This is a genomic window from Rhodococcus sp. MS16 (assembly GCF_013277795.1).
In the GTDB taxonomy this organism is placed as follows: domain Bacteria; phylum Actinomycetota; class Actinomycetes; order Mycobacteriales; family Mycobacteriaceae; genus Rhodococcus_F; species Rhodococcus_F globerula.
The window spans coordinates 84,976-110,721 of sequence record NZ_VBTM01000011.1; the positions used below are offsets into that span (position 1 = coordinate 84,976).

Annotated in this window: 25 protein-coding genes; 16 read left to right on the forward strand and 9 right to left on the reverse strand. The window is 60.3% G+C overall.

The genetic code is table 11. The annotated features are described in order from the left end of the window. Positions 1-17: 17 nt before the first annotated feature. The 3 genes from FEZ60_RS23000 to FEZ60_RS23010 all read right to left on the reverse strand — a co-directional run bounded on the left by FEZ60_RS23000 (position 18) and on the right by FEZ60_RS23010 (position 4,283). Positions 18-1,409: an MFS transporter gene (locus tag FEZ60_RS23000; protein WP_045065472.1), complete on the reverse strand. Its 1,392-nt coding sequence runs from the start codon at positions 1,407-1,409 to the stop codon at positions 18-20. Between the two features lie 229 nt (positions 1,410-1,638). Beyond that, the gene (locus FEZ60_RS23005; protein ID WP_084702521.1) at positions 1,639-3,309 is read right to left on the reverse strand and encodes an AMP-binding protein; all 1,671 of its coding nucleotides are present in this window, start codon (positions 3,307-3,309) and stop codon (positions 1,639-1,641) included. 2 nt (positions 3,310-3,311) lie between these two features. Then, positions 3,312-4,283, reverse strand: a complete 972-nt coding sequence (locus FEZ60_RS23010; protein ID WP_095887351.1) for a phosphotriesterase — start codon at positions 4,281-4,283, stop codon at positions 3,312-3,314. A 144-nt stretch (positions 4,284-4,427) separates the two neighbouring features. Between FEZ60_RS23010 and FEZ60_RS23015 the strand changes: the two genes are divergently transcribed. The 3 genes from FEZ60_RS23015 (at position 4,428) to FEZ60_RS23025 (ending at position 6,617) form a co-directional block, all read left to right on the forward strand. Continuing rightward, positions 4,428-4,988, forward strand: a complete 561-nt coding sequence (locus FEZ60_RS23015) for a QsdR family transcriptional regulator (RefSeq protein WP_116102550.1) — start codon at positions 4,428-4,430, stop codon at positions 4,986-4,988. Between the two features lie 86 nt (positions 4,989-5,074). Further along, positions 5,075-5,779 carry an FCD domain-containing protein gene (locus FEZ60_RS23020; protein ID WP_092804529.1) on the forward strand — a complete coding sequence of 235 codons (705 nt, stop codon included), beginning with the start codon at positions 5,075-5,077 and terminating at the stop codon, positions 5,777-5,779. 13 nt (positions 5,780-5,792) lie between these two features. Continuing rightward, positions 5,793-6,617 carry an ATP-binding cassette domain-containing protein gene (locus tag FEZ60_RS23025; RefSeq protein WP_172937079.1) on the forward strand — a complete coding sequence of 275 codons (825 nt, stop codon included), beginning with the start codon at positions 5,793-5,795 and terminating at the stop codon, positions 6,615-6,617. Positions 6,618-6,624: 7 nt separating this feature from the next. Here FEZ60_RS23025 and soxR read toward each other — a convergent pair whose 3' ends face one another. Further along, positions 6,625-7,065: a redox-sensitive transcriptional activator SoxR gene (gene soxR, locus FEZ60_RS23030; protein ID WP_033233647.1), complete on the reverse strand. Its 441-nt coding sequence runs from the start codon at positions 7,063-7,065 to the stop codon at positions 6,625-6,627. A gap of 64 nt (positions 7,066-7,129) precedes the next feature. Here soxR and FEZ60_RS23035 point away from each other — a divergent pair, with 64 nt between their 5' ends. Both FEZ60_RS23035 and FEZ60_RS23040 read left to right on the forward strand, forming a co-directional pair. Continuing rightward, the gene (locus FEZ60_RS23035) at positions 7,130-8,533 is read left to right on the forward strand and encodes an MFS transporter (protein WP_045065485.1); all 1,404 of its coding nucleotides are present in this window, start codon (positions 7,130-7,132) and stop codon (positions 8,531-8,533) included. Further along, positions 8,530-8,742, forward strand: a complete 213-nt coding sequence (locus FEZ60_RS23040) for a DNA-binding protein (RefSeq protein WP_033233649.1) — start codon at positions 8,530-8,532, stop codon at positions 8,740-8,742. The genes FEZ60_RS23035 and FEZ60_RS23040 overlap by 4 nt, the downstream gene beginning before the upstream one ends. Before the next feature lie 8 nt (positions 8,743-8,750). Here the strand turns inward: FEZ60_RS23040 and FEZ60_RS23045 are convergent, their stop codons facing one another. Next, positions 8,751-9,845, reverse strand: coding sequence for a GGDEF domain-containing protein (locus tag FEZ60_RS23045; RefSeq protein ID WP_033233650.1), 1,095 nt, complete (start codon positions 9,843-9,845; stop codon positions 8,751-8,753). A gap of 335 nt (positions 9,846-10,180) precedes the next feature. Here FEZ60_RS23045 and FEZ60_RS23050 point away from each other — a divergent pair, with 335 nt between their 5' ends. Continuing rightward, positions 10,181-10,612, forward strand: a complete 432-nt coding sequence (locus tag FEZ60_RS23050; RefSeq protein ID WP_033233651.1) for a MarR family transcriptional regulator — start codon at positions 10,181-10,183, stop codon at positions 10,610-10,612. A 129-nt stretch (positions 10,613-10,741) separates the two neighbouring features. Then, positions 10,742-12,271, forward strand: coding sequence for an MFS transporter (locus tag FEZ60_RS23055; protein WP_045066757.1), 1,530 nt, complete (start codon positions 10,742-10,744; stop codon positions 12,269-12,271). Here the strand turns inward: FEZ60_RS23055 and FEZ60_RS23060 are convergent. From FEZ60_RS23060 to FEZ60_RS23070, 3 genes are all read right to left on the reverse strand, one after another. Then, positions 12,255-12,893: a YdcF family protein gene (locus FEZ60_RS23060; protein WP_033233652.1), complete on the reverse strand. Its 639-nt coding sequence runs from the start codon at positions 12,891-12,893 to the stop codon at positions 12,255-12,257. The genes FEZ60_RS23055 and FEZ60_RS23060 overlap by 17 nt on opposite strands. Before the next feature lie 108 nt (positions 12,894-13,001). Next, entirely contained in the window at positions 13,002-14,249 is a 1,248-nt protein-coding gene (locus tag FEZ60_RS23065; RefSeq protein ID WP_172937080.1) for a Tat pathway signal protein, read from the reverse strand. Beyond that, positions 14,250-15,578 carry a lipase family protein gene (locus tag FEZ60_RS23070; protein ID WP_033233654.1) on the reverse strand — a complete coding sequence of 443 codons (1,329 nt, stop codon included), beginning with the start codon at positions 15,576-15,578 and terminating at the stop codon, positions 14,250-14,252. Positions 15,579-15,733: 155 nt separating this feature from the next. On the opposite strand from FEZ60_RS23070, the gene FEZ60_RS23075 reads away from it, so the two are divergent. From FEZ60_RS23075 to FEZ60_RS23085, 3 genes are read left to right on the forward strand one after another with little or no spacing between them, the layout of a single operon-like run. Next, positions 15,734-16,480, forward strand: coding sequence for a succinate dehydrogenase cytochrome b subunit (locus FEZ60_RS23075; RefSeq protein ID WP_033233655.1), 747 nt, complete (start codon positions 15,734-15,736; stop codon positions 16,478-16,480). Between the two features lie 4 nt (positions 16,481-16,484). Beyond that, positions 16,485-18,437 carry a fumarate reductase/succinate dehydrogenase flavoprotein subunit gene (locus tag FEZ60_RS23080; protein ID WP_172937081.1) on the forward strand — a complete coding sequence of 651 codons (1,953 nt, stop codon included), beginning with the start codon at positions 16,485-16,487 and terminating at the stop codon, positions 18,435-18,437. Then, on the forward strand, positions 18,434-19,183 hold the full coding sequence (locus FEZ60_RS23085; RefSeq protein WP_045065495.1) for a succinate dehydrogenase/fumarate reductase iron-sulfur subunit: 750 nt from the start codon (positions 18,434-18,436) through the stop codon (positions 19,181-19,183). Before FEZ60_RS23080 ends, FEZ60_RS23085 begins: the two co-directional genes overlap by 4 nt. Here FEZ60_RS23085 and FEZ60_RS23090 read toward each other — a convergent pair whose 3' ends face one another. Beyond that, positions 19,184-20,644: an anion permease gene (locus tag FEZ60_RS23090; protein ID WP_033233866.1), complete on the reverse strand. Its 1,461-nt coding sequence runs from the start codon at positions 20,642-20,644 to the stop codon at positions 19,184-19,186. It abuts the gene before it with no gap. 144 nt (positions 20,645-20,788) lie between these two features. Here FEZ60_RS23090 and FEZ60_RS23095 point away from each other — a divergent pair, with 144 nt between their 5' ends. From FEZ60_RS23095 to galK, 6 genes are read left to right on the forward strand one after another with little or no spacing between them, the layout of a single operon-like run. Then, a complete protein-coding gene (locus FEZ60_RS23095; RefSeq protein ID WP_045065497.1) occupies positions 20,789-21,142 on the forward strand; it encodes a VOC family protein in 354 nt (117 codons plus the stop codon). Positions 21,143-21,190: 48 nt separating this feature from the next. After that, positions 21,191-22,240: a saccharopine dehydrogenase gene (locus FEZ60_RS23100; RefSeq protein WP_172937082.1), complete on the forward strand. Its 1,050-nt coding sequence runs from the start codon at positions 21,191-21,193 to the stop codon at positions 22,238-22,240. Next, the gene (locus FEZ60_RS23105; RefSeq protein WP_172937083.1) at positions 22,237-22,821 is read left to right on the forward strand and encodes a TetR/AcrR family transcriptional regulator; all 585 of its coding nucleotides are present in this window, start codon (positions 22,237-22,239) and stop codon (positions 22,819-22,821) included. The genes FEZ60_RS23100 and FEZ60_RS23105 overlap by 4 nt, the downstream gene beginning before the upstream one ends. A 21-nt stretch (positions 22,822-22,842) precedes the next feature. Beyond that, positions 22,843-23,469 carry an SMI1/KNR4 family protein gene (locus FEZ60_RS23110; RefSeq protein WP_172937084.1) on the forward strand — a complete coding sequence of 209 codons (627 nt, stop codon included), beginning with the start codon at positions 22,843-22,845 and terminating at the stop codon, positions 23,467-23,469. After that, positions 23,466-24,566 (forward strand): galactose-1-phosphate uridylyltransferase, encoded by a 1,101-nt coding sequence (gene galT / locus FEZ60_RS23115; RefSeq protein WP_172937085.1) that lies wholly within the window; start codon positions 23,466-23,468, stop codon positions 24,564-24,566. The genes FEZ60_RS23110 and galT overlap by 4 nt, the downstream gene beginning before the upstream one ends. Next, positions 24,566-25,696 carry a galactokinase gene (galK, locus tag FEZ60_RS23120; protein ID WP_172937086.1) on the forward strand — a complete coding sequence of 377 codons (1,131 nt, stop codon included), beginning with the start codon at positions 24,566-24,568 and terminating at the stop codon, positions 25,694-25,696. Before galT ends, galK begins: the two co-directional genes overlap by 1 nt. The last annotated feature ends 50 nt before the right edge of the window (positions 25,697-25,746 follow it).

The window sequence follows — 25,746 nt, forward strand, 5'->3', positions numbered from 1 at the left end:
GGGGCTTTCCTGTCTAGCTACGACGCATACAGATGCGCACCGGGGATCGCCTCCGGATCGTCGCGGACTTCCTTCGGATTGGTCTCGGCAAGCGCCCACGCACTGAAGAAGGTCACCAATCCCATGAGTGCGACGAACACAGCAACCAGGGTCGTGGTTCCCGTCTTCGCGATCAGCGCCGTCATGATGAACGGTGTGCCACCGCTGACAGTGATCGCTGCCAGTTGATAGGCAAGAGACGCTGCGGAGTAGCGGACATTCGGGGCGAACAACTCGCCCATGTATGCCGCGATGGGCCCGTATGTCATCGACTGGAAAACGCTGCCGACGGTGACAGCAACAAAGAAGAGCGGTAGCGACTTGGTGTTGATCAGCCAGAAGTACGGAAAGGCCCAGACAACGATCGCGGCCGCACCGATCAAGATCATCGGACGACGCCCGATCCTGTCCGACATCTTTCCCGACCACAGCACCACTCCGACGGTCAGGAGCGCGCTGAGGAGAGAGATGATCAGAAGAGAATTCCTCTTTAGGCCGAGTTCCGTTGTGCCGTAGCTCAAAACACCGGCAATGCTGATGTAGAAGAGCGAGTTGGTAGCAGCCAGAAGACCACAGCCGAGAAGAATCTTGCGCCAATGAGTTTTGATCGCTTTTGTCAGCGGCGCCTGCACCACTGCATCCTTCTTGTTGCGAGCCGCCTCTTTCTGCAACTCCAGAAATTCCGGAGTGTCTTCAACCTTGGTCTGGATGTACAGGACGACTGGGAAGAGTAATGCGCTGGCGAAGAAGGGAATTCGCCATCCCCAGCTCAGGAATGCTTCGTTCGAGATCGTCGCGGTGGCGATCAGAAATACGACGTTGCCGAGAACCACGCCGAACGAAACACCCATCTGTCCAAAGGTTCCGGAGAATCCCCGCTTCTTCGGACTAGCCGACTCCGTGAGAAGCAAGACTATGCCGCCCCACTGCCCGCCGCAGGCGAGACCTTGAATGAATCGCAAGGTGACCAACAGAATTGGAGCAGCGACGCCGATTGCCGATGCACTCGGAATCGCGCCGATCAGGAACGTCGCCAATGCCATCAGGAGCAGGCAGGTAACCACGGCAGGCTTACGTCCGTACTTGTCCCCGAAATGGCCGGCAACGATCCCACCGATCGGCCGAGCTACGAATCCCGCCCAGAACGTACTGAACGAGAGCAATGTACCCATGAGGGCGGACGAGTTCGGAAAGAATACATGCGGAAAGACAAGCGCTGCAGCCGTTCCATAGAGAAAGAAGTCGTACCATTCGATCGAGCTGCCCAGAAGTCCGGCGCCGAGAAGCTTGCGATGTGCACGCTTCCTGGTGCGCTCTTGATCGGATACGCGCCCTGCGGGCCCTCCCGAATTCACTACCGATCTAGTCATGCCTACTCCTCGATGGGTCGTAGCGATTGCACCCGAACGAAGCGCCGCCCCGACAGTAGAAACTGACGCCAACTTCAAGTTCGGATGATGTGACCAGTGTGCGGCACCCACGGAGTGATGTCAATCACTGAATAGCATTGTTGCGCACAATATTTGATGCAATTCAGTCAAACACGACAACTGCCGGCCCATCACGATTCGATGAGCCGGCAGTCATTGGAGTGTGGAATTAGCGCGGAACCCTCAATTCACGGCGAAGAATCTTGCCGCTCACGGTCTTCGGAAGGTCACTCATGACCTCGATGATGCGCGGGTACTTGTACGCAGCCAGACGGACCTTGCAGAATTCCACCAGTTCATCCGGCGTCGCTTCCAGCCCCTCCTTGAGTGAAACGAAGGCTTTCACGGTCTCTCCGCGATAGGGGTCCATAACACCCACTACTGCAGCCTCACGAACGGAAGGATGTTCGTAGAGAACATCTTCCACTTCGCGCGGCCATACCTTGAATCCCGAGGCATTGATCTGATCTTTCATCCGATCGACCACGTAGAACCATCCGTCGGCGTCCATGAAACCTACATCGCCGGTGTGGAAACGGCCGTTGGGCATGGCGTGGGCGGTCTCTTCCGGCTTGTTCCAGTATCCGAGCGCTACCTGCGGGCCGCTGACAACTATCTCCCCGTACTCCCCAACCGGTACCGGATTGTCGTTTTCGTCCACCACCTCGGCATGCGTACTCGAGACAGGCACGCCGACCGCTACCGCACCCGACGCGGGGTCGACCGGCGCTTCTCGTGAATTCGGCACAACGATTGCAGGACTGTTGGTTTCGGTCAAACCGTAGCCGTTGTGGATGTAGTGACCGAACTTCGCCCGAAACGACTCGAGCGCTGCATGCGGAATGGGCGCGCCACCCGAGTAGACCGATTCGAGACTACTGAGCAACTCTTTCGATACCGCCGCATTATCCGTCCAGGCGATGAAAACGGTAATTGCACCGATGATCGCTGTGGCGCGATGCTCCGAAATAGACTCCGCCGCAACAACGGGGTGGAATCTACACGTGAGAATTGTAGCGGCCCCCGATAGCAGTGGCGCCGCGACGTGTCCGATCAAACCAGTGATGTGAAACAACGGGGCTACGGCAAACATCGCGCCACCCGGGCGCAAGCCCACCCAGTCCCGATAGATCTGCGCTGCGAACACCACATTGGCATGCGTGTTCATAGACCCCTTGGGCGGACCCGTCGTACCGGACGTGTACGGCAGATACGCAAGATCGCTCGGCTCGAGGTCAACGGGATCGGGTGCGGCGCCGCGGTTCTCCTCGATCAACTCCAGCAGGTCGTGGCAACCCTCGTACCTCACTCGGCTAGCAGACCCGAAAATCCTTTGATCACTTCGTGATTGAAAATCGAGTTCCGACGTAGTGATAACACATCCAACATCCGTACCCACAGACGCCGTCACCACCGTCTGGGCCGAGGACTCGAGGCAGATCACCGCAACGGCACCGCTGTCGAGCAGGACCGTCGCCAACTCACGGTCGCGGTACATCGGATTGACCGGAACCACAACGGCTCCCAACTTCCAGATAGCCAGAGTCGCGACAAAGAACTGCGGCACATTCTGCAGGACAAATGCCACCCGATCGCCGAATCCGATACCCTCACCGGCGAGAGCCACTGCCAAAGCGTCCGACATCGTGTCGAGCTCGCCGAACGTGAGAGTCGCGTCGAAGTATCTGATTGCGGGAGCATCAGCGTCGCGGGCCACCGACGCACGGAACATCTCCAGGGCATTGGTGTATTCGATGTCAACGGTTGGCGCAGTACCACTGTCGTAGCGCGCAAGCCAAGGACGTGGCACCGACAGCTCGCCCGCATACACGTCGTCCATGATCAGCTCTCGAAATATCGACGCGGATTGTCGACCAGCATCGTCGTGATCTGGTCTTCGGTGACGCCTCGCTCTAACAAGGTCGGGATGACGTGATCGCTGATGTGCGTGTAGTTCCAGTTCGGCACAGCGGCAGCCTTCGCCTCGCTGGAGAACCAGTCGATGAAGCACGACGCGTCGTGGGCGAGGACCATTTTCTCCGCGTAGCCGCGACGAGCCATCTCCACCACGGTGTTCACGCGCTCCTCGAACGGCAAGAGCACATCCAGACCGAAGCGGTCCATACCCAGTAGGGAGCCGGCATCTGCGAGCGCACACAGATAGTCGAGATCCGTCGAGTCACCCGAATGACCGATCACGACCTTGGTCAGATCTGCGCCCTCGTCGGCCAGGACTTTCTGTGCAACGAGCCCGGATTCGGTATGCGGGTCGGTGTGGACGGTTATGGGCACACCCGTTTCGACCTGCGCAGCTCCAACTGCGCGCATCACTCGCTCGACTCCGGGAGTCAGCCCGGGCTCTTCGATGGCGCACTTGAGGAATGCTGCGCGAATACCAGTGCCGGCAATGCCTTCTCGAATGTCTTTGACAAACAGATCGACCATCGGCTCTCGCACATCGAAGAGTAATCCCGGTCCTGTGTGATGGAATTGGAACGGAATGTCGTTGTAGGTGTAGATGCCCGTGGCGACGATGATGTTGAGATCGACCTGCTCGTTGATTCGCGCGATGCGCGGAATGTATCGGCCGAGCCCGATCACGGTGGGATCGACGATTGTGTTGATCCCGCGGGACTTCAGTTCGGTCAGCTTGGCAACTGCGTCCGCCACCCGCGCCTCTTCGTCCCACGGCTCCGGGTAGTCCGGATAGTTCTGGCGCATCTCCTCTCCGAGAACGAAGACGTGCTCGTGCATCAACACCTTCCCCAGATCGGCGCTGTCCACCGACCCGCGAACGGTCTGTACTGAACTCATCGACAAAACCCCTGACCGTGATCGGCATCACTTAGCTGAGACAATGAGCTAGTGTGTCTCACCTAGGAGGGTTCGTCAATAGATAGCCAGAGCCGTACACAGACCCGAAAATCGACGCACCGGGCCACCGGAGAGAATGCCTGTATGCCATCCGACCGCGACCGACGGCGCGCCATCGACACCGCCGCGAGCATGTATCTCGCCGAAGAGGCGCTCGACATGTCACTACTTGCCGAGCGCCTCGGAGTAGGCCGCGCGACGCTCTACCGATGGGTCGGAAACCGCGACGAACTACTGGGGACGGTGCTGGCGGAAGCCACCGAGCGCACGTACCGCAAAGCGATGTCACAAGCGTCGGGCGAGGGCCCGGAGTACGTCATCGACGTATTCGGCCGAGTGATGCGTTCAGTAGACTCTTCAACCGAACTTCGCGCGCTCACCAAGAGGGAACCGATGGTGTTCATCAAGCTCGCGCTGATGCCCGGTGCCATCGAGTCCATTTCCGCGTCCATTGCCGCCGAGATCCTGCAGTCGCAGGTCGATGCCGGCCAGTTGACCCTCAGCTTGTCGCCACAAGTGCTGGGCCAGGCACTTGTTCGTATCTGCGACATCCACCTTTACGCACCTCTACTAGGTCGAGAGAAGGCAGAGATCGAGACAGCTCTCGATTTGATCGCACTTCTGCTCGGGGTCCCGCGCGTGTGAGTGCCCATCGAACACACCCGCTAAGGGTTAGTCCTCAGACGTCTGATGACTTGTTACGCTAGGCGAATTCGATTCGAAAGGTAGCAATGACCGACGACCACGGTGGTTTCGTTCTGCGCAGCGGTCCCCTGGTGCCGCAGATCGAACAGATCTTCCGGTCGAAGATCCGCCAATCGGTATGGCTGCCGAAGCAGCGGATCCCGAGCGAAGCCGCACTCGCCGTAGAACTGGGAGTCGGGCGCTCATCCATCCGCGAAGCGATCCGGCTTCTAACTCATGCCGGGTTGCTGGAGGTACGGCACGGGGTCGGAACGTTTGTCGTCGCGGCGGAGGATCTGGAACACGCTGACGAATTCACCCGGCTACTACGACGCTCACAGATGCTCGAGGTTTTCGAGGTGCGCCGGGCGTTGGAGGTCGAGGCCGCCAGACTCGCGGCGGAGCGCGCACAACCGGAAGATCTCGAGCGCCTTCGACGCCGGCTTACGCTCCGCCACAGCCACTTCGAACGGGATGTCGAGAAGTTTGTCGACACCGACCTCGATTTCCATACAGAAGTCGTTCGACTCTCGGGAAATGCTGTCCTGCTGTCACTGTTCGAATCGGTGCGTCCGCTTCTCCGCAAGACTCTCATCGACATGGTGGACATCGAAGAGGGAGTTCCCGATACTTCACAGGCCCACGACAGACTGCTCGACGCGCTATGGGATTCGGATCCCGACGCCGCAGTAGCTGCAACACGCGAAAACATCGACACCGTCCTCCGTCAGCTACGCATTCTCGATTCATAGAGAGGCTTCATCCGTGAAACACTCCAGCGGCACAGTGCTGTCGACCGAACATGTCGACTTGGTCCGAGACGGCCGGTACTTGTTGCAGGACATCAACATTTCGATCGAGCCCGGCCAGCATTGGGTATTGCTGGGGGCTAACGGTGCGGGAAAGAGCACTCTGCTGAGCCTGTTCGGGGCAACTGCGCACCCCACCCGCGGCTCCGTATTCGTTCTGGGCCACAAGTTGGGCCGTGTCGACATGCGTGAGTTGCGGATGGACATCGGGCATGTCAATCCGCGTCATACGATCGGCATTCCGATCACGGTCCGGAACGTCGTGATCACCGGACTCACCAACACCACCGAGTTGATGCCTCGCTGGTCACCAACTCCGGAGCAGGAAGCACACGCCGACGCCTTGATCGACCTGCTTGGCATGAGCCCCCGATCGAATGCACTGTGGCCCAATTTGTCTCAGGGAGAGCGCGGACGCGCACTGATCGTCAGAGCGCTCATGGTCGAGCCACGATTGCTTCTTCTCGACGAGCCCGCCACCGGTCTCGACTTGGCAGCCCGCGAACAGCTGCTGAGCGCTCTGGATGACCTACGTAGTCAAAACCCGTCCCCGGCAAGCATTCTTGTCACCCATCACATCGAAGAAATCCCAAGCACGACAACACATGCACTACTGATCAAGGACGGCATTGTCACGGCAACCGGACTTGCCGACGATGTGATCACGTCGGAGAACATCAGCGACTGCTTCTCACATCCCATCGAGATCGAACGACGCAATGGACGTTGGAATGCCAGGTCCCACCCTCGCCAACGGAACCAACTGAGCCAACTGATCTGACAGTTCGTCAGATCCGGCGAGCGCCCTGCCCGCCCAGACCGAGTTCGTCTCCCGGATTGAGCAGGTTGCAGGTTTGCAGTGACAAGCACCCACACCCGATACACCCGGTCAACTCCTCCTGGAGGCGCGCGATCGCCTGTTTACGATCCTCTAGCCGCTGATTCCAGGCGGTCGAGATCTTTGCCCAGTCCTTCTTGTTGGGTGTGCGGCCCTCTGGCAGGGAGGCGAACACTTCCCCGACCTCCGACAACGGAATGCCGAAGCGGACGGCCAACTGGATCAACGTCACTCGCCGTATGGCATGCCGCGGAAACTTTCGCATATTGCCGGCAGTGCGAACGGCAGGAACCAGACCCAGGGTTTCGTAGTACCGCACGGCCGACACCGCAACGCCTGTGCGGGCCGACACCTCGCCGATAGAGAGGAGTTCGTCGCTCTTGCGGATCATCCTCGCCTCCCGTCTGGCACCCGAAGTTGACCTCAAGCGCACTTGAGACTCTACCTTCATCGACATGCATTCCCCTACTGATGTCTCCGCCGGCACGTGGCGTCAATTACTGAGCGGGCGGCATCTCGGGACCGCTACCGTCCTGGCGGGCGGAGTGGCGCTGTACGCCACGAACGTCTATCTCACGACCAGTTTGCTTCCGACGGCAATCGACGACATCGGCGGGCAACGGTATTACGCCTGGACTGCAACAGTTTTCCTCATTGCCTCAGTCATCTCCTCGATGCTGGTCACCCGGATCCTCGGCGCGAAAGGGCCTAGAGGCGCGTATCTGATTGCGCTTGCGATCTTCGCGATCGGCACGATCGTCTGTGCGCTCAGTCCTACGATGGAAATGCTTCTGGTCGGCCGTGCTGTTCAAGGAGCAGGCGGCGGACTGCTGGCGGGTCTCGGTTATGCCGTGATCAACGCCGCCCTACCCAAGCAGTTGTGGACGCGCGCATCGGCACTCGTATCAGCAATGTGGGGTGTCGGCACGTTCGCCGGGCCGGCCATCGGTGGAGTGTTCGCTCAATTCGGCGCTTGGCGCTGGGCATTCGGTGTCTTGGTGGTCGCGACAATCGCGGTTGCCGCGCTCGTCCCCAGCGCGCTGCCGGCACATACTGCAGGCAGCACCACCAGCAGTCCGGTTCCAATTCTCTCGCTGGCCCTGCTGACCGCAGCAGCGCTGTTGGTGAGCGTCGCGGGAATTCTGTCCAACCTTGCGGTGACCGCCACACTGGTTCTTGCGGCAGTGATACTACTGATTGCTTTTGTCGCAGCAGACCGTCGCGCGAGCCATGGAGTACTCCCGCCGTCGACCTTCACCGCGTCGTCCCTCAAATGGGTGTACCTGACCATCGTCGCCTTGGCCCTGAGCTCGACGGTCGAAACGTTCATTCCGCTGTTCGGTCAGCTCCTCGCCGGTATGACACCGTTGGCCGCCGGTTTCCTCGGCGCCGCCCTCGCCCTCGGCTGGACCCTCGGCGAAATTCCGAGTGCCTCGGCAACGTCACCTCGCGCTGTCCGCACAATCGTTGTCGGCGGACCTGTTCTGGTCGCATTCGGGCTTGCTCTGACGGCCGCGTTCCTCACCGATCAGGCCGGCGCCGGCGCAATCGCAGCGTGGATCGTCGGACTGGTCATTGCCGGGGCGGGTATCGGCATCGCCTGGCCACACCTGGCTGTCGGTGCGATGAACTCGGTTTCGGAACCAGGCGAAGGCGCAAAAGCCGCCGCGGCGATCAATACCGTGCAATTGATCGCCAACGCGTTCGGCGCCGCTCTCGCCGGAGTTCTGGTGAATCTCGGCGCACCCTCGACTTTGCGTTCCGCACAATTACTCCTGATCACATTTGCCGTCGTAGCCTGTATCGGTGTGGCGATCGCAGCGCGCGCCTTCCCGTCGTCTCGAGGAGATCAACCGTGACCGAATCTCAGTCTGCACAGCCCGGAGACGGTTTCCCGAAAACCAGCGCGCCTGCAACGCGGGCTCTTCTTGCCGCCGGTTACACCGAGTTGTCGCAGCTCGCATCGGTATCCGAATCGGAATTGGCAAAGCTTCACGGAATGGGCCCAAAAGCCCTTCGCATTCTGGGTGAGGCACTCGCCGAACGAGGGTTGTCGTTCGGCGATTGAAGAAGTCTTCACACGACGCTGGCACGCACCTGATTTCCACCCTCACGTTTGGCTTGATACATAGCCGAATCGGCCACCCTGAACAGTGCGGAAACAATCTCGTCCACGGTTTCGTCCACTTCTCGGGGCGCCGTACGAATCGCGATTCCGATACTCGAACTGATTGCCGGTACGTCATTGTCACCACTCATGAATGTGGTGATCCGCGTCGACAGTTTTGCCACCGAATTGAAGGGCGCCCGCTCGAGCACTACAAATTCGTCACCGCCGACTCGAGCGATCAGAGCCGACTGCGACGTCCAGAGCCTGATGCGCAAACCGGTCCTGATGATTGTGTTGTCACCGATATCGTGTCCGTGGAGATCATTGATCTCCTTGAATCGGTCGAGATCGATCACCACAACCAGAAGCGCATTGTGTTCGTCGATCTGCTCGCCCACGATGTCCGTCGCCCGACGTGAAAGCCCACGTCGATTGAGAAGCCCGGTCAGCGGATCGAATTCCGATGTTGTTGCATCCGAACTGAGCATCGCCAACATGATCTGTGAGACGACGGGAATCACATAGACGGTCGCGAGAGTGACACCTATTTTGGCAATTCCCAATCCTGGATCCGTGTTGTCACCAAACAGCAGCGGCCACCCCGCCATAATCGTGACCAGGGTGGCGAATACCAGGTGCCCGAGCTGCAACGTGGGGTTGTGGAAAAACGCGATGTAGCCACCGATCGAGGCAAAAACCACACAGCACAACAATCGTGCCAGCGGATCGACGTCCGAGAACGACGCCACCGCGATAGCAATATCGGAGCCGACAACAAAGGTGTAGGACCACAGCCGGGTTGGCGGAAACAGCCACCAAATGAGGGCAGCGATCAGGCAGGCTGCGACCACAATCAGGTTGACGGATCGCCAGAACGAACCTTGCGGTCCCACAGCACTCCACCTCATGAGGACGAGGATCAACCCCATCCCGAACGCAGTTCCGCCGACCAGGATTCGGCAAGCCGACACAAGACCACGGTCTTCGAGGTAACGCATGAAACTCTGATACTGATCGGGCAGACGCCACCACTGCGCGATCAGGTCGATCAACGCTTTCACGACGGAGCCTCGAACATACGAGGGCAAATCTCTCGCTTCCCCCAGGGTGGCCCACACTTGCCTGATTTCCCCGAAAATTCGGCCATAGCGTGCAGCATAGCCATAACGGACGGTCCGACCAACACGCTACGCTTGCAATATCGCCTGGTCAGGCAACTATCCAGCTACGGACCGTCCCGAATCAGACAATAGATCAGTCACCGCATCAAACCGTTAGGAGATTCTCAGGGCAATGACTAATTTGCATTCGGGTGACAATGAATCCGGAACTCGCATCCCGCACTCCTTCTGGTTGGATGAACACCGGAAGTCGACGCACCTAAGGGGTAGCAACAGTGGTTTCAGATCCCATCTCGGGCCTGCAGATGGAACTCGCCGATATGTGGCAGCGCGGGCGCGCTCGCGCCCGTAAGTACGCGCGGGCCATCCACCCCAAACTCGATCCGGCGCTCTACTCCGTCCTGGTTCTTCTGAACCGTTCGAATGCGGTTCCGATGTCGGATCTCATTGCTGCGCTCGATATCGAGAAGTCGACATTGACCAGACAAATCGATTCGGCCGAGCGCCTCGGACTGGTACAGCGGATCCCCGATCCCGATGACGCCCGGGCAAAGTTGGTTGCCCTGACACCCGAGGCCCGGGAACGTGTGACCACCGTCCAGAATCGTCAGGCCGACGAGTGGCGCGCACGATTGGCGACGTGGGATCCCGAGGACGTCATCGCGCTGACATCGCTTCTGCATCGACTGGGCAGCATGGAAAACTAATCGCAAAACCGTTGCGTTCTACAACCAACTTAGCCTAATGTTGCATGTGTCAACTAACTAAGTGGGGTCGCCGTGGTCACGCATGAAGAAGTCGGATCGATCCGCCTGCAGGAGGCCCCCGCCGCTCCGATGTCGCACCGGCAGAAGATCAAGGCGCTTGTCGGACTTCTCCTCGGAATGTTCGTGGCCTTCCTGTCCTCGACCATTGTCTCGAATGCCCTGCCGACCATCATCACCGAACTACACGGAACCCAGGATCAGTACACCTGGGTCGTGACGGCAACTCTTCTGGCTTCCACAGCCACAACGCCCATCTGGGGCAAGTTCTCGGATCTCGTGAGCAAAAAACTGCTGGTTCAACTCTCCATCCTGATCTTCACCATCGGATCCATCCTGGCCGGACTCGCACAATCCGTCGGCATATTGATCGCCTTCCGAGTAGTGCAGGGCCTGGGACTCGGTGGCTTGCAGGCACTGGTCATCATCGTGATCGCAGCCATGTTCAGTCCTCGCGAACGTGGCCGATACCAAGGTCCGATCGCAGCCGTCATGTCGATTGCCACCATCGCCGGTCCACTCATCGGCGGCGTCATCGTAGATACCAGTTGGCTAGGGTGGCGCTGGACCTTCTTCGTCTGCGTCCCGTTGGCAGTGATCGCACTGATAGTCGTACAGCGCACCCTCAATCTTCCTGTAGTACGCAGAAAGGTCAAGATCGACTACGCCGGTGCGACTCTCATCGCCGGCGGCGTAAGCACACTCCTCATCTGGGTGACTTTGGCGGGCAAGAACTTCGAGTGGTCCTCCGGTATGTCGTTCTTCCTGTGCGGTCTCGGAATCGTGCTTATCGCCGCGGCAGTCTGGGTCGAGAGCGTGGTGGAGGAACCCATCATTCCCCTGCGGCTTTTCCGTGACCGCACCACCTCGCTCGCGACCTTCGCCAGCATCACCGTCGGTGTTGCCATCTTCGGCGGCGCGGTATTCCTCGGACAGTACTTTCAGATCGCACGCGGTTACTCACCCACTGTCGCAGGGCTTCTGACACTTCCGATGGTGATCGGATCCACCCTGTCGTCCAGTATCTCCGGCTCACTCATCACCAAGTTCGGTCGATGGAAGATCTTCCTCGTTGCCGGCGCGAGCACGATGACACTCGGATTCTTCCTGCTCGCCACCATCGACCACGCCACCTCAGTCGTCTGGATCGGCGTGTTTTTGTTCATCGCAGGCACCGGCATGGGCATGGTGATGCAAAATCTTGTTCTCGCAGTGCAGAATACGGTCGATGCGAGCGATCTCGGAGCGGCCAGTTCAACCATCACATTCTTCCGCTCGCTCGGCGGGGCAGCCGGAGTCTCGATCCTCGGCGCCGTTCTGTCGACACACGTGGCACATCTGACTGCTCAGGGCTTGAGCGCAATCGGCGTCGACGCAACGGGAGGCGCCGGGCTGTCCAATCTCAATGAACTGCCCGACGCCCTTGCCGACGTCGTCCGCATCGCGTACGGCGACGCCACCGCACGCCTGTTTCTGATTGCCGGAATTCTGGGGCTGCTCAGCCTTGTTGCCGTCGCCTTCATCAAGGAACGTGCTCTGCGCACCCAGAGCGGTGACGAGCAACTGCTGGCCGAAGCAGAGTTGATCAAGTCGCAGCAATAACGCCGGCGACAAGCATTCTGCCTGCCACCGCAACCCTGAAGTCGATCATCGCCCGCTCGACATGGTTGGCGCTCGACACCACGACAACGCCGGTTGCTCCGCGGTCGGCCAAGATCTGCGAGGTGAACTGCGCGTTCTGCACTGTCGAACCCGATCGGCCTTCCTCGGTTATGCGGCCCGGGTGAACGCCATTGGCCACCAGCCAATCCCGCATAGCCCTGGCTTCGGTGACACCCGACTTGGGCGCACCGCCGCTGGTGATGATCGGTGCGGCTGGATACCTCTGCGCGAGGTACAAGGCAGCTTGCAGACGGTCGACCAACATATCTCGCATGGTGCCGTCGTCGAATAGCCCAGCGCCGAGCACAACGATGTTGGTTCCGACCGGATTCAGATCGAGGAGAAGCGGCGACCGCCTGGTCAACGTCTCTGCGCCCGTGCAGAACACGATCAATTCACGAATGGTGGTTTGACACCCACCAACTGTGGACAGAACGCCGTTGACCAGGGTAACGGGCGTGACATCAGCGCTGGCTGTTGCCGGCGAGAGTCCTACTCCTGCTACCGCAACCAACGAGGCTGCAACAATTCCTCTCAACACCGATTTACGCACAGTGACCATCAAATTGGACCCCCTGAAATGTCGGATGTCCGGTCACGGTAACGAGAATTTTGTCTTATTTACCCGTTTTGGCAGGATTGTTATTCAGGAAAGATCCTGGATCAACCGTCAGTTCCAGTCGATCTTGACCGCCGAGAGCATCGAACGGAGCAGGTCCGGCAGCTGCGCGATCATGCCCTGACCCGCAATCCGTTGAGATACCGGGGCGGCCAACGTCTCGCGCCACAGGACCGGTTGATCGTTCATGAGATCGCGGTAGACGGGAAGCAATTGGTTGGTGATGTATATCCAGCGCCCGTCTCGATCCGCCCAGTTGAAGTCCGGCAACGGAGTCGCGATTCTTGCTGCGCCAACCTGGAACTCGAGCGAATCGGACTCACGCGGTGGGATTACACCCGGCATCGACGGCGACGCGGCAAACGTGGTCAAATACGTCAGCGCCCGACCGACGCTTCCGCGATAGTTCTTTGCCTCGTCCCATTGATCGCCGACGGATTGGTACTGCTCACGCCGAAGCAGTCGCACATTACCGTCGAACACCGCTTCCGGATTACCGGATGCAATGTTGCGCCAGGCAATTCGCGCATTTTCGTCGAGCAGGCCGGCCCGGTCCAGTTCGCCTATCCCGTCCGCCCCGTTGTGTATCCACGCCATATGCATGGGGATGAGATCCGAGAAAATGTGTTTGCTCATGGCAATTACCTTGCCCTGAAACCACATCACATCCTCAGGTCGAATTTCGTGCCCCACCTGGAGCAACGCCTGGAGGTCTTCGGGCGCTGCCATCGATTGCGCGATGGGTGTGCCGACACGATCGAGTTCGCGCCACACCACGGCCATAGCGTCGCTGATCGCTCTGATGTTCAGCACGACCCGCCCGAAATCCACGTCGAGTAGTCCCGCTGCAAAAGCCGGACCAACCATCCCACCCATTCCAGCCCACTGTAATTCACTGTGATCGAGTTGGAGGCGCTCGTAGAACGCAAAGGTATTGGTCAGGTTGCCGAGATTTGCGTGAACACCGTCGAACGGAGTCCAGGAGGCAAGGTCGATTCCCGCGGATTCCGTTCCGACTGCAAGCCAATACTGCTTCAGCAATACCTGATACCGCCGCGGATCCACCCCTGCCGATCTGGCCTCGTCGAGCAGGACACGAAGTTTCGCGGAATCGGAGGGCAGAGTCGGATGAAGCCCACCTGCGGCTTCGGCATCGGCGTTGACCGCGGCGAGATCGAGGTACCGATCCACCTCGCGCGCCGAAGCAGTTGTTCCTACCGCCATCGCGCTGCCAAGTGCAACCGAGCCCACCATAACTGTGCGGGCAAAATCTCTGCGCGTCAAAGACTTTCGGATCATCTACTTACTCTCTGCTTCATCGAATTCCGCAGCCAGCCAGGCGACGTCCTGCATCCCGAGCTGATCGGTAACCGTCTTGTACAGGTTGGTGACATAGTCGAGAGGCCCACACTGCGAAGGAATCAGATCGACGTCACCACCGTCGGCGCGATACGTATCCGCCAATTCCTGTGCCTCACTGAAGGGCACGAGAAAATCGTCTTCACAGGACGAGATAAGCAACTTCGACTTCGGTGCCTGCTTGCCCAAGGTGTTGTCCTCGTAGGCGGCCGCCAGCGCCGGAATGGTTCGGGGCGCGGGGTTGGTCAACAGAACATCGAACGGAACGAACGGAAGCGCCAAATACAGTGCTTGACAAGATGTCCGAAAAGCCGCAGCAACGTCGCGGCCGACCGGAGTGAAGTGATCGTCTAGCTTGATCTCCGGATACCCGGCATCAAATCCGAGGACGGACGAGAAGACAAACCCGGAACCGATGCCGCCGGCTGCAGTTGCCTCGAACGTTGCCGGATCGATCATCATCGCCTGGATCGCACTGGCCGTCACGTTCAGCTCTGGCGCGTAGGTATGGGCCTGCTCCGCCGCAAAGCCCGCCGCGACACCGCCACCGGCAACTCCGTAGATGCCAACCGGTGTATCGGATGCCAATCCGGCCTCGGGAAGCGCCAGCGCCGCTCGTACACCGTCGAGGGTGGCCTTGCCCGAGAACTGACCGACGGAGAACGGGTGCGGCGAGGTATCCCCGTCGTTTCCGACATCGCTCATCATGACGGCCCAACCGCGTCCGAACATCTCCGCAACGGGTCCGAGTGCCGAGAACATGGCCGGGTCGCTCTGATTTCCACCGGTCCACTGGTGACTGGGAGCGCAGTTGGCCCCGAGGCTGTCGTTCGCCTCTGCATAACCGATGATCTTGCGATCAGCGGGAGCGGTGCCGTCCTCGGGAATCATCAGGATTCCGGTGCTGATCACCCGACGTCCGAAATGATCGGTTGTCGTGTACATGAGCTGGTAGGCGCTGACCGCGTCCGGTCGCACCTGATAGACCTGCACGCTCACTGGGCGGGCTTTGAGTAGGAGTCCCGGCGCTGTGTCGCCACTGAGTTCTGGTTCGTCGAACCACGGATCATCCGACGAGAGTCCCAGTGGAGTGAACTCCCCCGAGATCTCACCACCCTGGAGAGCTCGCACAACCAGCGGATTGAAGACCTCGGACAGGTCGACGGCTTCCTGCGCCCCGGCCGGTGACCCCGCCGCGATCAGGGCAGCTGCCAGGACAGATGCAGCGCCGACGCACACTGCTCGTCGTCGTGACGTCGAGTTCACCATCGCCCACGCTTCCTTACTTCCGAGTAATATTGTCCGTTACATAACCATTGACCGGCACGAACCGACAAGTCGCACTGCGTTCCCCTGCCCAATTGCACAATCACGCCTAGGCTGACGGCACCTATCCGGCACGTCTGGCTTGGGAGGTTTTACGAGTGAGTGTTCCGACCCGCGTACCGCACGCCGGTGCCGATTCAACACGGTCACGCCCACGCCCGTCGAACGTCACGTGCAAGATTCTGATGGCAGTGACGGGGCTGATCTTTGCGGCATTCGTGGTCGTCCACATGATCGGCAATCTGAAGGTGTACACCGGCGCCGAACACTTCGACGACTATGCACACTGGCTACGAACCGTCTTCGAACCGTTCCTTCCCTACGAAGGATTACTCTGGATTCTCCGCATCGTTCTACTTGTCTCGCTGATCGCCCATGTGTGGTGCGCGTGGCTTCTCACCCTCCGCGCGCGCAGAGCCCGAGGACCGTTCCGCCGCAAGGGGTTAGGACTTTCGTCGTTCACCGCCCGGACAATGCCGGTGACCGGAGCAGTTCTCCTGCTGTTCATCGTCTTTCACATCCTCGACCTCACAACCGGCACCCGCCCGATCGGCAGCACCGAATACGAAGCGGCCACCCGATCGCAGAGTTACGCCTACGACAATCTCGTTGCCAGCTTCGAACGCCCCGCTGTCGCTGCCTTCTACATACTCGCGATGGCCCTGCTCGCCATGCATCTGGCCCACGGATTATGGAGTGCCGTCAATGATCTCGGTGTGACTGGTCAGCGGTTCCGCCAAGTTGCGGTCGCACTCGCCGGCATCATCGCACTGGTTGTCATGGTGGGAAACATGTCGATCCCCATCGCCGTTCTCACCGGACTCGTCTCGAAAACAGGAGCGTGATCAGATGAGCAGCTTCGACGCCGACGACCTGCGAACCATCGGTACCCCGATTGACGGTAACGTACCGCCGGGAGATCCGTCGAGGGCCTGGCCGAACCGCAAACTCGACTACAAACTCGTCAGCCCACTCAATCGCCGCAAGTTCACGGTCATCGTTGTCGGTACCGGACTCGCCGGCGCGGCCTGTGCCGCATCGCTCGGCGAATTGGGTTACCACGTCGAGTCGTTCACGTTCCACGATGCACCGAGACGCGCACATAGCGTCGCCGCTCAAGGCGGCATCAACGCAGCCCGCGCCCGCAAGGTCGACAACGACAGCCTCGATCGATTTGTCAAGGACACCGTGAAGGGCGGCGACTTCCGTGGACGCGAGGCGGACTGCTTCCGGCTAGCCGAGGAATCCGTGCGGGTGATCGACCATATGAATGCCATCGGCGCTCCGTTTGCACGCGAATACGGCGGCACGTTGGCCACCCGATCGTTTGGTGGCGTCCAGGTTTCGCGCACGTACTACACGCGTGGGCAGACGGGCCAGCAGTTGCAGATAGCGTCGTCGCAGGCACTGCAACGACAAATCGCTGCCGGCACCGTGAACCTCCATACCCGCACCGAGATGCTCGATCTCATCGTCGCAGACGGACGCGCCCAGGGAATTGTGACGCGCGACCTCGTGACCGGCGAAATCAGGTCCACCACAGGACATGCGGTTGTCCTGGCGTCGGGCGGCTACGGCACGGTCTTCCACAAATCGACTCTTGCCAAGAACTCCAACGCCACTGCCGCGTGGCGAGCGCACCGGCGCGGCGCATTGATGGCGTCTCCGTCCTTCATTCAGTTCCATCCCACCGCACTTCCCGTCAATTCCGAGTGGCAGTCCAAGACCATCCTGATGAGCGAGTCGCTCCGCAACGACGGCCGCATCTGGGTACCAGCACAACCGGGAGACAATCGCGAACCCGGAGACATCCCCGATAGCGAGCGCGACTACTACCTCGAACGCAAGTACCCCGCCTTCGGCAATCTCTCACCCCGCGATGTTTCCTCGCGTGCCGCCCGCGAGCAGATCGATACCGGTCATGGCGTCGGCCCACTGAAAAACAGTGTGTACCTGGATTTTCGAGATGCGCTCGCGCGATTGGGTCGAAAGACCATCGAAGAGCGGTACGGAAACCTCTTCTCGATGTATCGCGATGCCACCAGTGAGGATCCCTATACAGTGCCGATGCGTATTGCACCGGGCGCGCATTTCACCATGGGTGGCCTCTGGAACGACTACGACCAGATGACGTCGATCCCAGGCCTGTTCGTCGGTGGCGAAGCCGGTTGGGGGTACCACGGAGCAAACAGGCTCGGCGCCAATTCCCTGCTCTCCGCCTGCGTCGACGGGTGGTTCACCCTTCCCTATGCAATTCCGAACTACCTTGCACCCCTGCTCGGTACTCCCGAACTCAGCCTCGACGACGAGGCGGTGGTGTCGACGCTCAATGACGTTCGAGGACGAGTCGAACTCCTGTTGTCTGTAGGTGGCAAGCACGGCCCCGACAGATTCCATCGCCGACTCGGCGAGATCCTGTATGCGGGTTGCGGAGTCACCCGTTCGGCAGAAGGGTTGACAAAGGCCATTACGGAGATCCGGGAACTGCGCGGCGAATTCTGGTCGGACCTGCGGGTTGTGGGAACCGGAAACCAGTTCAACCAGGAACTCGAACGGGCTGGGCGGGTTTCTGATTTTCTCGAACTCGCCGAACTGATGTGCGTCGACGCGCTCGACCGGGACGAATCATGCGGAGCACATTTTCGTGCCGAGCACCAGACGTCGGATGGTGAAGCACTACGCGACGACGATCGCTGGTGCTTTGTCTCGGCCTGGGAAACCGCCAAGGACGGTCGGCACATCCGTCACGACGAACCGTTGTCCTTCACCGCTGTTCCGCTGCAAACGAGGAACTACGCATGAAAATCACTGTTGACGTGTGGCGCCAGAATGGACCTGAATCTTCCGGCGCCTTCGATACTTATCAGGTTGACGACGCGAGCGTCGAGATGTCGCTGCTCGAACTTCTCGATCGACTCAATGATCAACTCGTCGAAGAGGGCAAGAGCCCCATCGCGTTCGATTCCGATTGCCGCGAAGGTATTTGCGGTTCGTGCGGTATCACCGTCAACAACACCCCGCACGGGCCGGTGGCCAACACGCCGACGTGCCGCCAGCATCTTCGTAGTTTCTCGGACGGTGATCGAATTGTTTTGGAGCCGTTCCGTTCTGCGGCGTTTCCGGTGGTACGGGATCTGGTGGTCGACCGGTCGGCTATGGATCGCGTTCTCGAGGCCGGTGGCTATGTTTCCGTCAACGCCGGCACGGCACCTGACGCCGACAGTCAACCGCTCTCCCATCAGAGTGCCGAAGCCGCGCTGGACTTTGCGGCCTGCATCGGATGCGGCGCCTGTGTTGCCGCGTGCCCCAACGGAGCGGCCCATCTGTTCACGGGTTCCAAACTCACCCATCTGTCGCTGGTAACGCAGGGTCGCAACGAAAGAGGCAAGCGCGCCCGCGCGATGTCCGATCAGATGGAAGCCGACTTCGGGCCGTGCTCGACCTACGGCGAATGCGCAAAGGTGTGTCCAGCCGAGATCCCGTTGACGGCAATCGCCGCCGTCAACAAGGAATCCATGCGGTTCAGCTTGCGCCGCAAGGACAACTGATCACCAGGCACCGATCACTTTCATCCACGCGCCACCGATGATCGTCCAGATGAGGATGAGCACAACGCTCATGACAAACCCGATTCGGAACCACTCGGAGGTCTTGATGTACCCGGAGCCGTAGACAACTCCGGCGGGTCCGGACGCGTAGTGCGAGATACCGCCGAACAGGCTGCCGATGAATCCGAACACCAAGGCCGAGAACAGTGGTGGAGCGCCCGTGGCAACCGCTGCGCCGAGGAACACGGCGTACATCGCGACGATCTGTGCCGTGTTGGAAGCAAACAGGTAGTGCGCGTAGAAGTAGACCAGTGTGAGAATCGCGAATGCCCAGATCCACGGCAGCCCGTCGACACTGGACGAGACCTGCCCGCCGATCCACGCGATCACGCCCAACTCTTCGAGATGACCTGCCATACCCACCAATACAGCGAAGAAGACCAGCGTCTGCCATGCGCCTTTATCCGTCACCAGGTTGTTCCAGCTGAGCACCTTCGTGACCAGGAGGATCGCGATGCCGACAAACGCCGTGGTGGTGGCGTTGACGTTGAGTTGTGTACCCAGGCACCAGAGCACAAGCAGCAGAATGAACGTTGCGGCCATGATCTTCTCGTCGCGGCTCACGGGACCGGCCTTGCGTAGCTCGTCCCTGGCCTGCTCCGGAGCTTGGGGGGTTTTCAGCATGGTCGGCGGGAAGATCTTGGACATCACCCACGGGATCGCGATCAAGCTGGCAATTCCCGGCACCGAAGCCGCCAATGCCCATTTACCCCAAGATATCTCGATACCTAGCTTGGCGGCCGCGTCGACGGCTACCGGATTACCGGCCATGGCGGTGATGAACATGGCCGAGGTGACCACGTTGACCTGAAGTGAGGTGAGCAGCAGATACGCGCCGAGCTTCTTTCGGGATTCCTCCGGTTCCGGATTGGAATCCTCGAGTTTGCTCAGCGAGACGATGATCGGATACACCACGCCGCCCGCTCTCGCGGTATTCGACGGTGTTGCCGGTGCAAGAATCAGATCGGTCAGCGCCATCCCGTAAGACAGTCCAAGACTTGACTTTCCGAGTTTCGTGACGAACATCAACGCGATCCGTTTGCCCAGACCGGTGACCAGAAAACCTTCGGCAATGAAGAACGACGCCACAATCAGCCAGATCGTGGTGTTACTGAAGCCGGCCAGCGCCTCCGAAGGCGTCTCCGTCTGTGTGATCATCGCAATCGACAAGCCGACGAGGGCAACTGATCCGGTGGGCAGCGGTTGCAGGATCAACGCGACGATCGTGCCGACGAAGATGCCGAGCATCTGCATACCTTTGGGATCGACACCATCCGGCACAGGCAGGAAGAAGATGATCAAACCGAGGATCACGGGCACCGCAGCGGGGTAGTACCGCTTCATCATCGACGGCTCGGGTTCAACTACAACATCGGTGTGCTCGGATTTGGCCTCGGACATTTGCATCTCCTCGACTTGTCGCCTGACGGTGATTGTCCCCCACTTGCCCGAATTTCGTGCGGTCAATCGCCACAACACCTCTCGACATGTCCCGGCGCGCAGGCAATTATCGAAGTTACCTATTGTCGACGACCGGGAGACCGCATGCGCTCACAACGAATCACGACCAACCTCAAAGTTCCCGATGTAGAGACGGCTAAGAGTTTCTACGCCGACTTCCTCGGCCTGAGCACCGAGGAGTTCAACATGGGTTGGGTGGCACGCTTCGCGTCTCCCGACTCCGATGCGCATGTACAACTCGTCACGCATGATGCGACCTCCCCCGAGGACTCGGTCATTTCCGTCCACACCGACGACGTCGACGGCGCGTACGACGAAGCCCGGACACTCGGATACGAGATCGTGCACCCACTGACAACCGAAGTGTGGGGTGTGCGCCGGTTCCTGGTCCGGGCCCCGGACGGCAACGTGGTCAACATCGTGGCTCATCGGGACTGACACCGGGACCGTTCGACGTTTTAGGTCATTTGACCTAGAGTTGGATGCATGACCGACACACTGCGCCACGACCCAGACGGCGCCATCCTCGTAGCTGGTGGATACGGAACCGTCGGCAGCGCGCTGACCGCCCTGCTTGCACCTGACTTTTTGCTACTCCTGACCGGACGTACCCCCGAGAAGGGCGCCGAGTTGGCCCGTCGGCACGGAGCTTCGGTCCGCCGCTGGGACCTCACCGATCCGACGCCTTTCGACGCCTCGGTACGTGCGGTCGTGTCGACCGTCAACGATCCACACGATCGTGTGTTGACTGCCGCGGTCCAAGCGGGAATACCGTACGTGGACATCACCCGCTGGACTACGAGGGTAGCCCGCGCAGCCACTTTGGCAAGCCAGATGTTGCCCACCGCACCGGTTTACCTGTCGTCCGGCTGGATGGGCGGTGTCACCAACATCGTTGCCGCCGCGCTCGCGGAAGAGCTCGGCGGCGCTGAGCTGATCGACGTCTCGATTCGCTACGACGTCAACGACATTGCCGGCCTCGACTCCGTCGAGTTCATGGACCGTCTCGGTCAGGACTTCGAGGTTATGCAGAACGGAAATCCGATCACCGTCAGCCCATTGACGGATACCCGCTGGGTGGATTTCCCGGGATCGCGCACCAAAGTCGGAAGGATCGACACTCCCGAGCAATTCACGTTTCCCATTACCCTGAACGTCGACACTGCAAGCACTCGAATCGGTTTCAGCTCGAATGCTTCCACGACAGCACTGCTTGCCGCCAAGAAGGTCGGTCTGTTTCGGTGGGGACGCGGAGAACGCTTCACCTCGCTACGACGCGGCTTGCTGTACTCACCCGGCACAGGCGGTAGCGCTCAGGTACGAGTCGACGTCACCGGCGCCAACGGCGCTACAAGCGCAACAATTGTCGATCCGCAAGGCCAGGCGCATCTCACAGCAGTAGGCGGCGCACTCGCAGTGCGGCACGTCCTGAGCGACGACGCACGTCCCGGAGTTGCTTTCCCCGAATCAGTTCCGAATCCGGGCCACGCTATCTCCGAGCTGGAGAATCTCGGCGTGGCAGTATTGCGGACATGACCCCGACCAAGGGCGCCATTCGCGCGGCAGCACTACTCGACGCTGCAGAACAGGTACTGACGACGCAGGGCAACGCAAACGCGGCCATGCGAGATTTTGCCGCCGCGGCCGGTGTGCGGGTGGGGCACCTGCAGCACTACTACCCCACTCGCGCCGACCTGATCCGCGCAGTCATGGCGCGCGCGTTGACCCGTTCGCTCGACCGGCTGGCCGCCGTGACGGACACACAGCAGACAGTGTCCCGCGAGGAATCCGAGCAGTTCGTCAGAATCCTGCTCGGCGAACAGGACGATCCTGCCACTGTTCGGCTGTACGTCGAGGTGTGGGCGCTATCCGCCGCCGACGAAGAAGTCTCCGTAGTGGTCCGAGATTTCTACGCGCAGTACATCGCGCACGTGGAGCAGGTTGTCGCGCGCACACAACCAGATCTTGATGCGGCGGGGCGCACCGCAACGGCGCAGACGATTGTCAGTCTGCTCGAAGGTTCTGCGGTTCTCCGCTCGGGAATCGCGGGCCGCAAGTCCGAGGATTCGGACCGGGCACTGGTGAGCACGCTGCAGTACCTGATTCACGGGTCCTGACGCGGACGTATCGTAAAGCCCATGAGCGTTGCAGACGAATGGGGTCGAATCACCACCTGGTGCCGCACACACGCACCGGTGACGGCTGCCGCGTTTCAACCAGGACTCAGCGACAGCATCATCGACGAGTTCGAGGCGTCGACCGGTGTTTCGTGGCCCCAGGATCTGCGTGACCTCTATCGAGTCCAGAACGGCAGCCTGACTCACGACGACAGGACCGGACTCTTTCTCGGAAGCGTTCTTCCCGACAAGTTCTTGTACCCCATCGACGTCGCGACGGAGGTTCGTCTCACGCTGCTCGAAACGTGGGACGAGACGATCTACGAGAATCCCGACCTCTATCCCGCAGACGAGATGGATCGACGCGATCGGGACGATGCGGGTACTGCTGCAAACATGTTCATTCCGACGTTCATTCCCTTTGCCGGACTGGACGAGTACCACTTTTTTGTGGACACCCGAGGCGGAGCCCTGCACCATTGTGTCACCGAATACGCGTCGGACGGGACCGACAACGGCGGACCGATCTGGGCGTCTGTCTCGGTCATGTTGGCGGCCCACGCCACCGCACTCGAGACGGGCGACACCATCGGAGTGTGGAAACCCGTTGTGAGCAAGGGTGTTCTGGAATGGGAAGTTGACACATGACGCCAGCGCCCGGTCCGACGCGTCGTACGCTGGCCGACGGTCGGCACATCTTCTACTTCGACGACGCGGGCACCACCCACACGCGGACCGCCCGCGATCTACGCGAACTACCTTCCGCCACAATCGAGTCGCAGATGCGCTACGACGTACTGACCGGCGAGTGGATCACGATGGCGTCGCATCGTATGACGCGAACGCACCTGCCCACCACAGCCGAATGCCCGCTCTGCCCCACCACTCTAGCCGGCGCGCCCACCGAGATACCCGAGGCGAACTACGACGTCGCAGTGTTCGAGAACCGGTTTCCCAGTTTTGCGCCCGCGCAAGACGAATTATTGTCCGCCAACCGCTTCGGGCCCGATGATCGGCGCGCGGTCGGCCATTGCGAGGTGATGTGCTTCTCGAGCGATCACACCGCGTCGGTGGGCGAACTACCTGCCGAACGCCTGCGCACTATCGTCGGCGCGTGGATCTCGCGGACCGAGGAGTTGTCGGCGGATCCGTCGGTGGAGCAGGTGTTCTGCTTCGAGAACCGCGGAGAAGAGATCGGTGTGACTCTCACTCATCCCCACGGCCAAATCTACGCCTACCCCTACGTCACACCGCGAACCCAGGCAATACTGGCTCAGGCGGACAAGCACTTTCAGAGCACCGGACGCTCACTCCTCGCGGACGTCCTGGCCTTCGAACGACAAGACGGCGCCCGGGTGGTGTACGCCGGGGAGCATTGGAGTGCCTACGTCCCGGCCGCCGCGCGCTGGCCCATCGAGATTCATCTGGCACCGCACCGCGATGTTCCCGACCTTCCGTCACTGAATACCGAAGAGCGCGAAGAGCTTGCGTATGTGTATCAGGACCTACTCCGGCGTATCGACAGCTTCTACCCGGGAATCGACCGCGTGCCGTACATAGCGGCGTGGCATCAGGCCCCGATCCGTATCGATCGGCACCTCGGGCGGTTGCACCTGCAGTTGTTCTCGATCCTGCGGGCACCCGGCAAGCTCAAGTATCTCGCCGGGTCCGAATCGGCGATGGGCGCCTGGATCAGCGACACGGTGCCGGAGGCAGTTGCGACCCGCCTACGTGAGCTCGCCTGATGAGTTACGTATCGAAAGATTCTGTACTCCACCAGTTCCGCGACGCGTACGGATATCAGGCAACCGGCGTGTGGTCGGCGCCGGGCCGCGTCAATCTGATCGGCGAGCACACCGATTACAACAGCGGGTTATGTCTGCCCGTCGCTCTCGAGCAGCGGACGCTGGTAGCAGTTGCCCTGCGCGACGACCAGACAGTTCGCATACACAGCAGGCAGTCCGACGAGACATATGTGGGAGCCGTCGGCGAGATCGGAGCAGGCTGGGCGGCTTATCCCACGGCAGTCCTGTGGTCACTCGCCCGCGAAGGCATGACTGTTGGTGGCCTCGATCTGGTCATCGACTCGTCGGTTCCGGTAGGGGCAGGTCTGTCCAGTTCAGCGGCTCTGACCTGTTCAGTTGCACTGGCGGTCAATGACCTTCGCGGTTCGAAGTTCACCAGGGATCAGCTGGTGCAGGTGTGTATCCGTGCCGAGAACGACGGCGTCGGCGCACCGACCGGCGGCATGGATCAAACCATCGCGATGTTCGCCAAGCCGTCGACCGCCCTGTTGCTCGACTGCCAGGACGGATCTATCGAACACATTCCCTTCGACCTCCGCGATGCCGGATTCGAACTCTTGGTCATCGACACGCGCGTGAAACACTCACTCGCGGACGGACAGTACGGGCTGCGCCGCACCCAATGCACAGATGCAGCAGCGGTTCTCGGCATCACCAGTCTACGAGAAGCCACCGCGGAGCAGGCTGAATCCCTGAGCGATCCGATACTCCGGGCACGGGCACGGCATGTGGTTACAGAAATCAACCGAACCTTGTCGGCCGCAGAACTTCTGCGCATCAGAAGATTCGGCGACATCGGTTCACTGCTGAACAGCTCCCACGCTTCGCTGCGCGATGACTTCGAAGTCTCGTGCAATGAACTCGACGTCGCGGTCACCGCCGCCCGACTCGGCGGCGCTGTGGCTGCCCGGATGACCGGCGGCGGATTCGGCGGATCAGCCATCGCACTGATGCCGGCGGGGAAGTCCGCCGCTGTCACCGTATCCATCTGCGAGGCCTTTACAGCGCGAACCTGGCAACCACCCCGTTTTCTTCACGTCGCCCCGGGCGGTTCGGCCACCCGCCTTTGAGCTCGAGATCCCCCTCACATAAATAGTCATCTCAGATGCGAATTATGTAG

Excerpts from the sequence above, each read along its gene's own strand:
- FEZ60_RS23000 (WP_045065472.1), bottom strand. The coding sequence starts at position 1,409 with ATGACTAGATCGGTAGTGAATTCGGGAGGGCCCGCAGGGCGCGTATCC.
- FEZ60_RS23005 (WP_084702521.1), bottom strand. The coding sequence starts at position 3,309 with ATGGACGACGTGTATGCGGGCGAGCTGTCGGTGCCACGTCCTTGGCTT.
- FEZ60_RS23010 (WP_095887351.1), bottom strand. The coding sequence starts at position 4,283 with ATGAGTTCAGTACAGACCGTTCGCGGGTCGGTGGACAGCGCCGATCTG.
- FEZ60_RS23015 (WP_116102550.1), top strand. The coding sequence starts at position 4,428 with ATGCCATCCGACCGCGACCGACGGCGCGCCATCGACACCGCCGCGAGC.
- FEZ60_RS23020 (WP_092804529.1), top strand. The coding sequence starts at position 5,075 with ATGACCGACGACCACGGTGGTTTCGTTCTGCGCAGCGGTCCCCTGGTG.
- soxR (WP_033233647.1), bottom strand. The coding sequence starts at position 7,065 with ATGATCCGCAAGAGCGACGAACTCCTCTCTATCGGCGAGGTGTCGGCC.
- FEZ60_RS23035 (WP_045065485.1), top strand. The coding sequence starts at position 7,130 with ATGCATTCCCCTACTGATGTCTCCGCCGGCACGTGGCGTCAATTACTG.
- FEZ60_RS23055 (WP_045066757.1), top strand. The coding sequence starts at position 10,742 with ATGTCGCACCGGCAGAAGATCAAGGCGCTTGTCGGACTTCTCCTCGGA.
- FEZ60_RS23060 (WP_033233652.1), bottom strand. The coding sequence starts at position 12,893 with ATGGTCACTGTGCGTAAATCGGTGTTGAGAGGAATTGTTGCAGCCTCG.
- FEZ60_RS23065 (WP_172937080.1), bottom strand. The coding sequence starts at position 14,249 with ATGATCCGAAAGTCTTTGACGCGCAGAGATTTTGCCCGCACAGTTATG.
- FEZ60_RS23070 (WP_033233654.1), bottom strand. The coding sequence starts at position 15,578 with ATGGTGAACTCGACGTCACGACGACGAGCAGTGTGCGTCGGCGCTGCA.
- FEZ60_RS23080 (WP_172937081.1), top strand. The coding sequence starts at position 16,485 with ATGAGCAGCTTCGACGCCGACGACCTGCGAACCATCGGTACCCCGATT.
- FEZ60_RS23085 (WP_045065495.1), top strand. The coding sequence starts at position 18,434 with ATGAAAATCACTGTTGACGTGTGGCGCCAGAATGGACCTGAATCTTCC.
- FEZ60_RS23090 (WP_033233866.1), bottom strand. The coding sequence starts at position 20,644 with ATGTCCGAGGCCAAATCCGAGCACACCGATGTTGTAGTTGAACCCGAG.
- FEZ60_RS23095 (WP_045065497.1), top strand. The coding sequence starts at position 20,789 with ATGCGCTCACAACGAATCACGACCAACCTCAAAGTTCCCGATGTAGAG.
- FEZ60_RS23100 (WP_172937082.1), top strand. The coding sequence starts at position 21,191 with ATGACCGACACACTGCGCCACGACCCAGACGGCGCCATCCTCGTAGCT.
- FEZ60_RS23105 (WP_172937083.1), top strand. The coding sequence starts at position 22,237 with ATGACCCCGACCAAGGGCGCCATTCGCGCGGCAGCACTACTCGACGCT.
- FEZ60_RS23110 (WP_172937084.1), top strand. The coding sequence starts at position 22,843 with ATGAGCGTTGCAGACGAATGGGGTCGAATCACCACCTGGTGCCGCACA.
- galT (WP_172937085.1), top strand. The coding sequence starts at position 23,466 with ATGACGCCAGCGCCCGGTCCGACGCGTCGTACGCTGGCCGACGGTCGG.
- galK (WP_172937086.1), top strand. The coding sequence starts at position 24,566 with ATGAGTTACGTATCGAAAGATTCTGTACTCCACCAGTTCCGCGACGCG.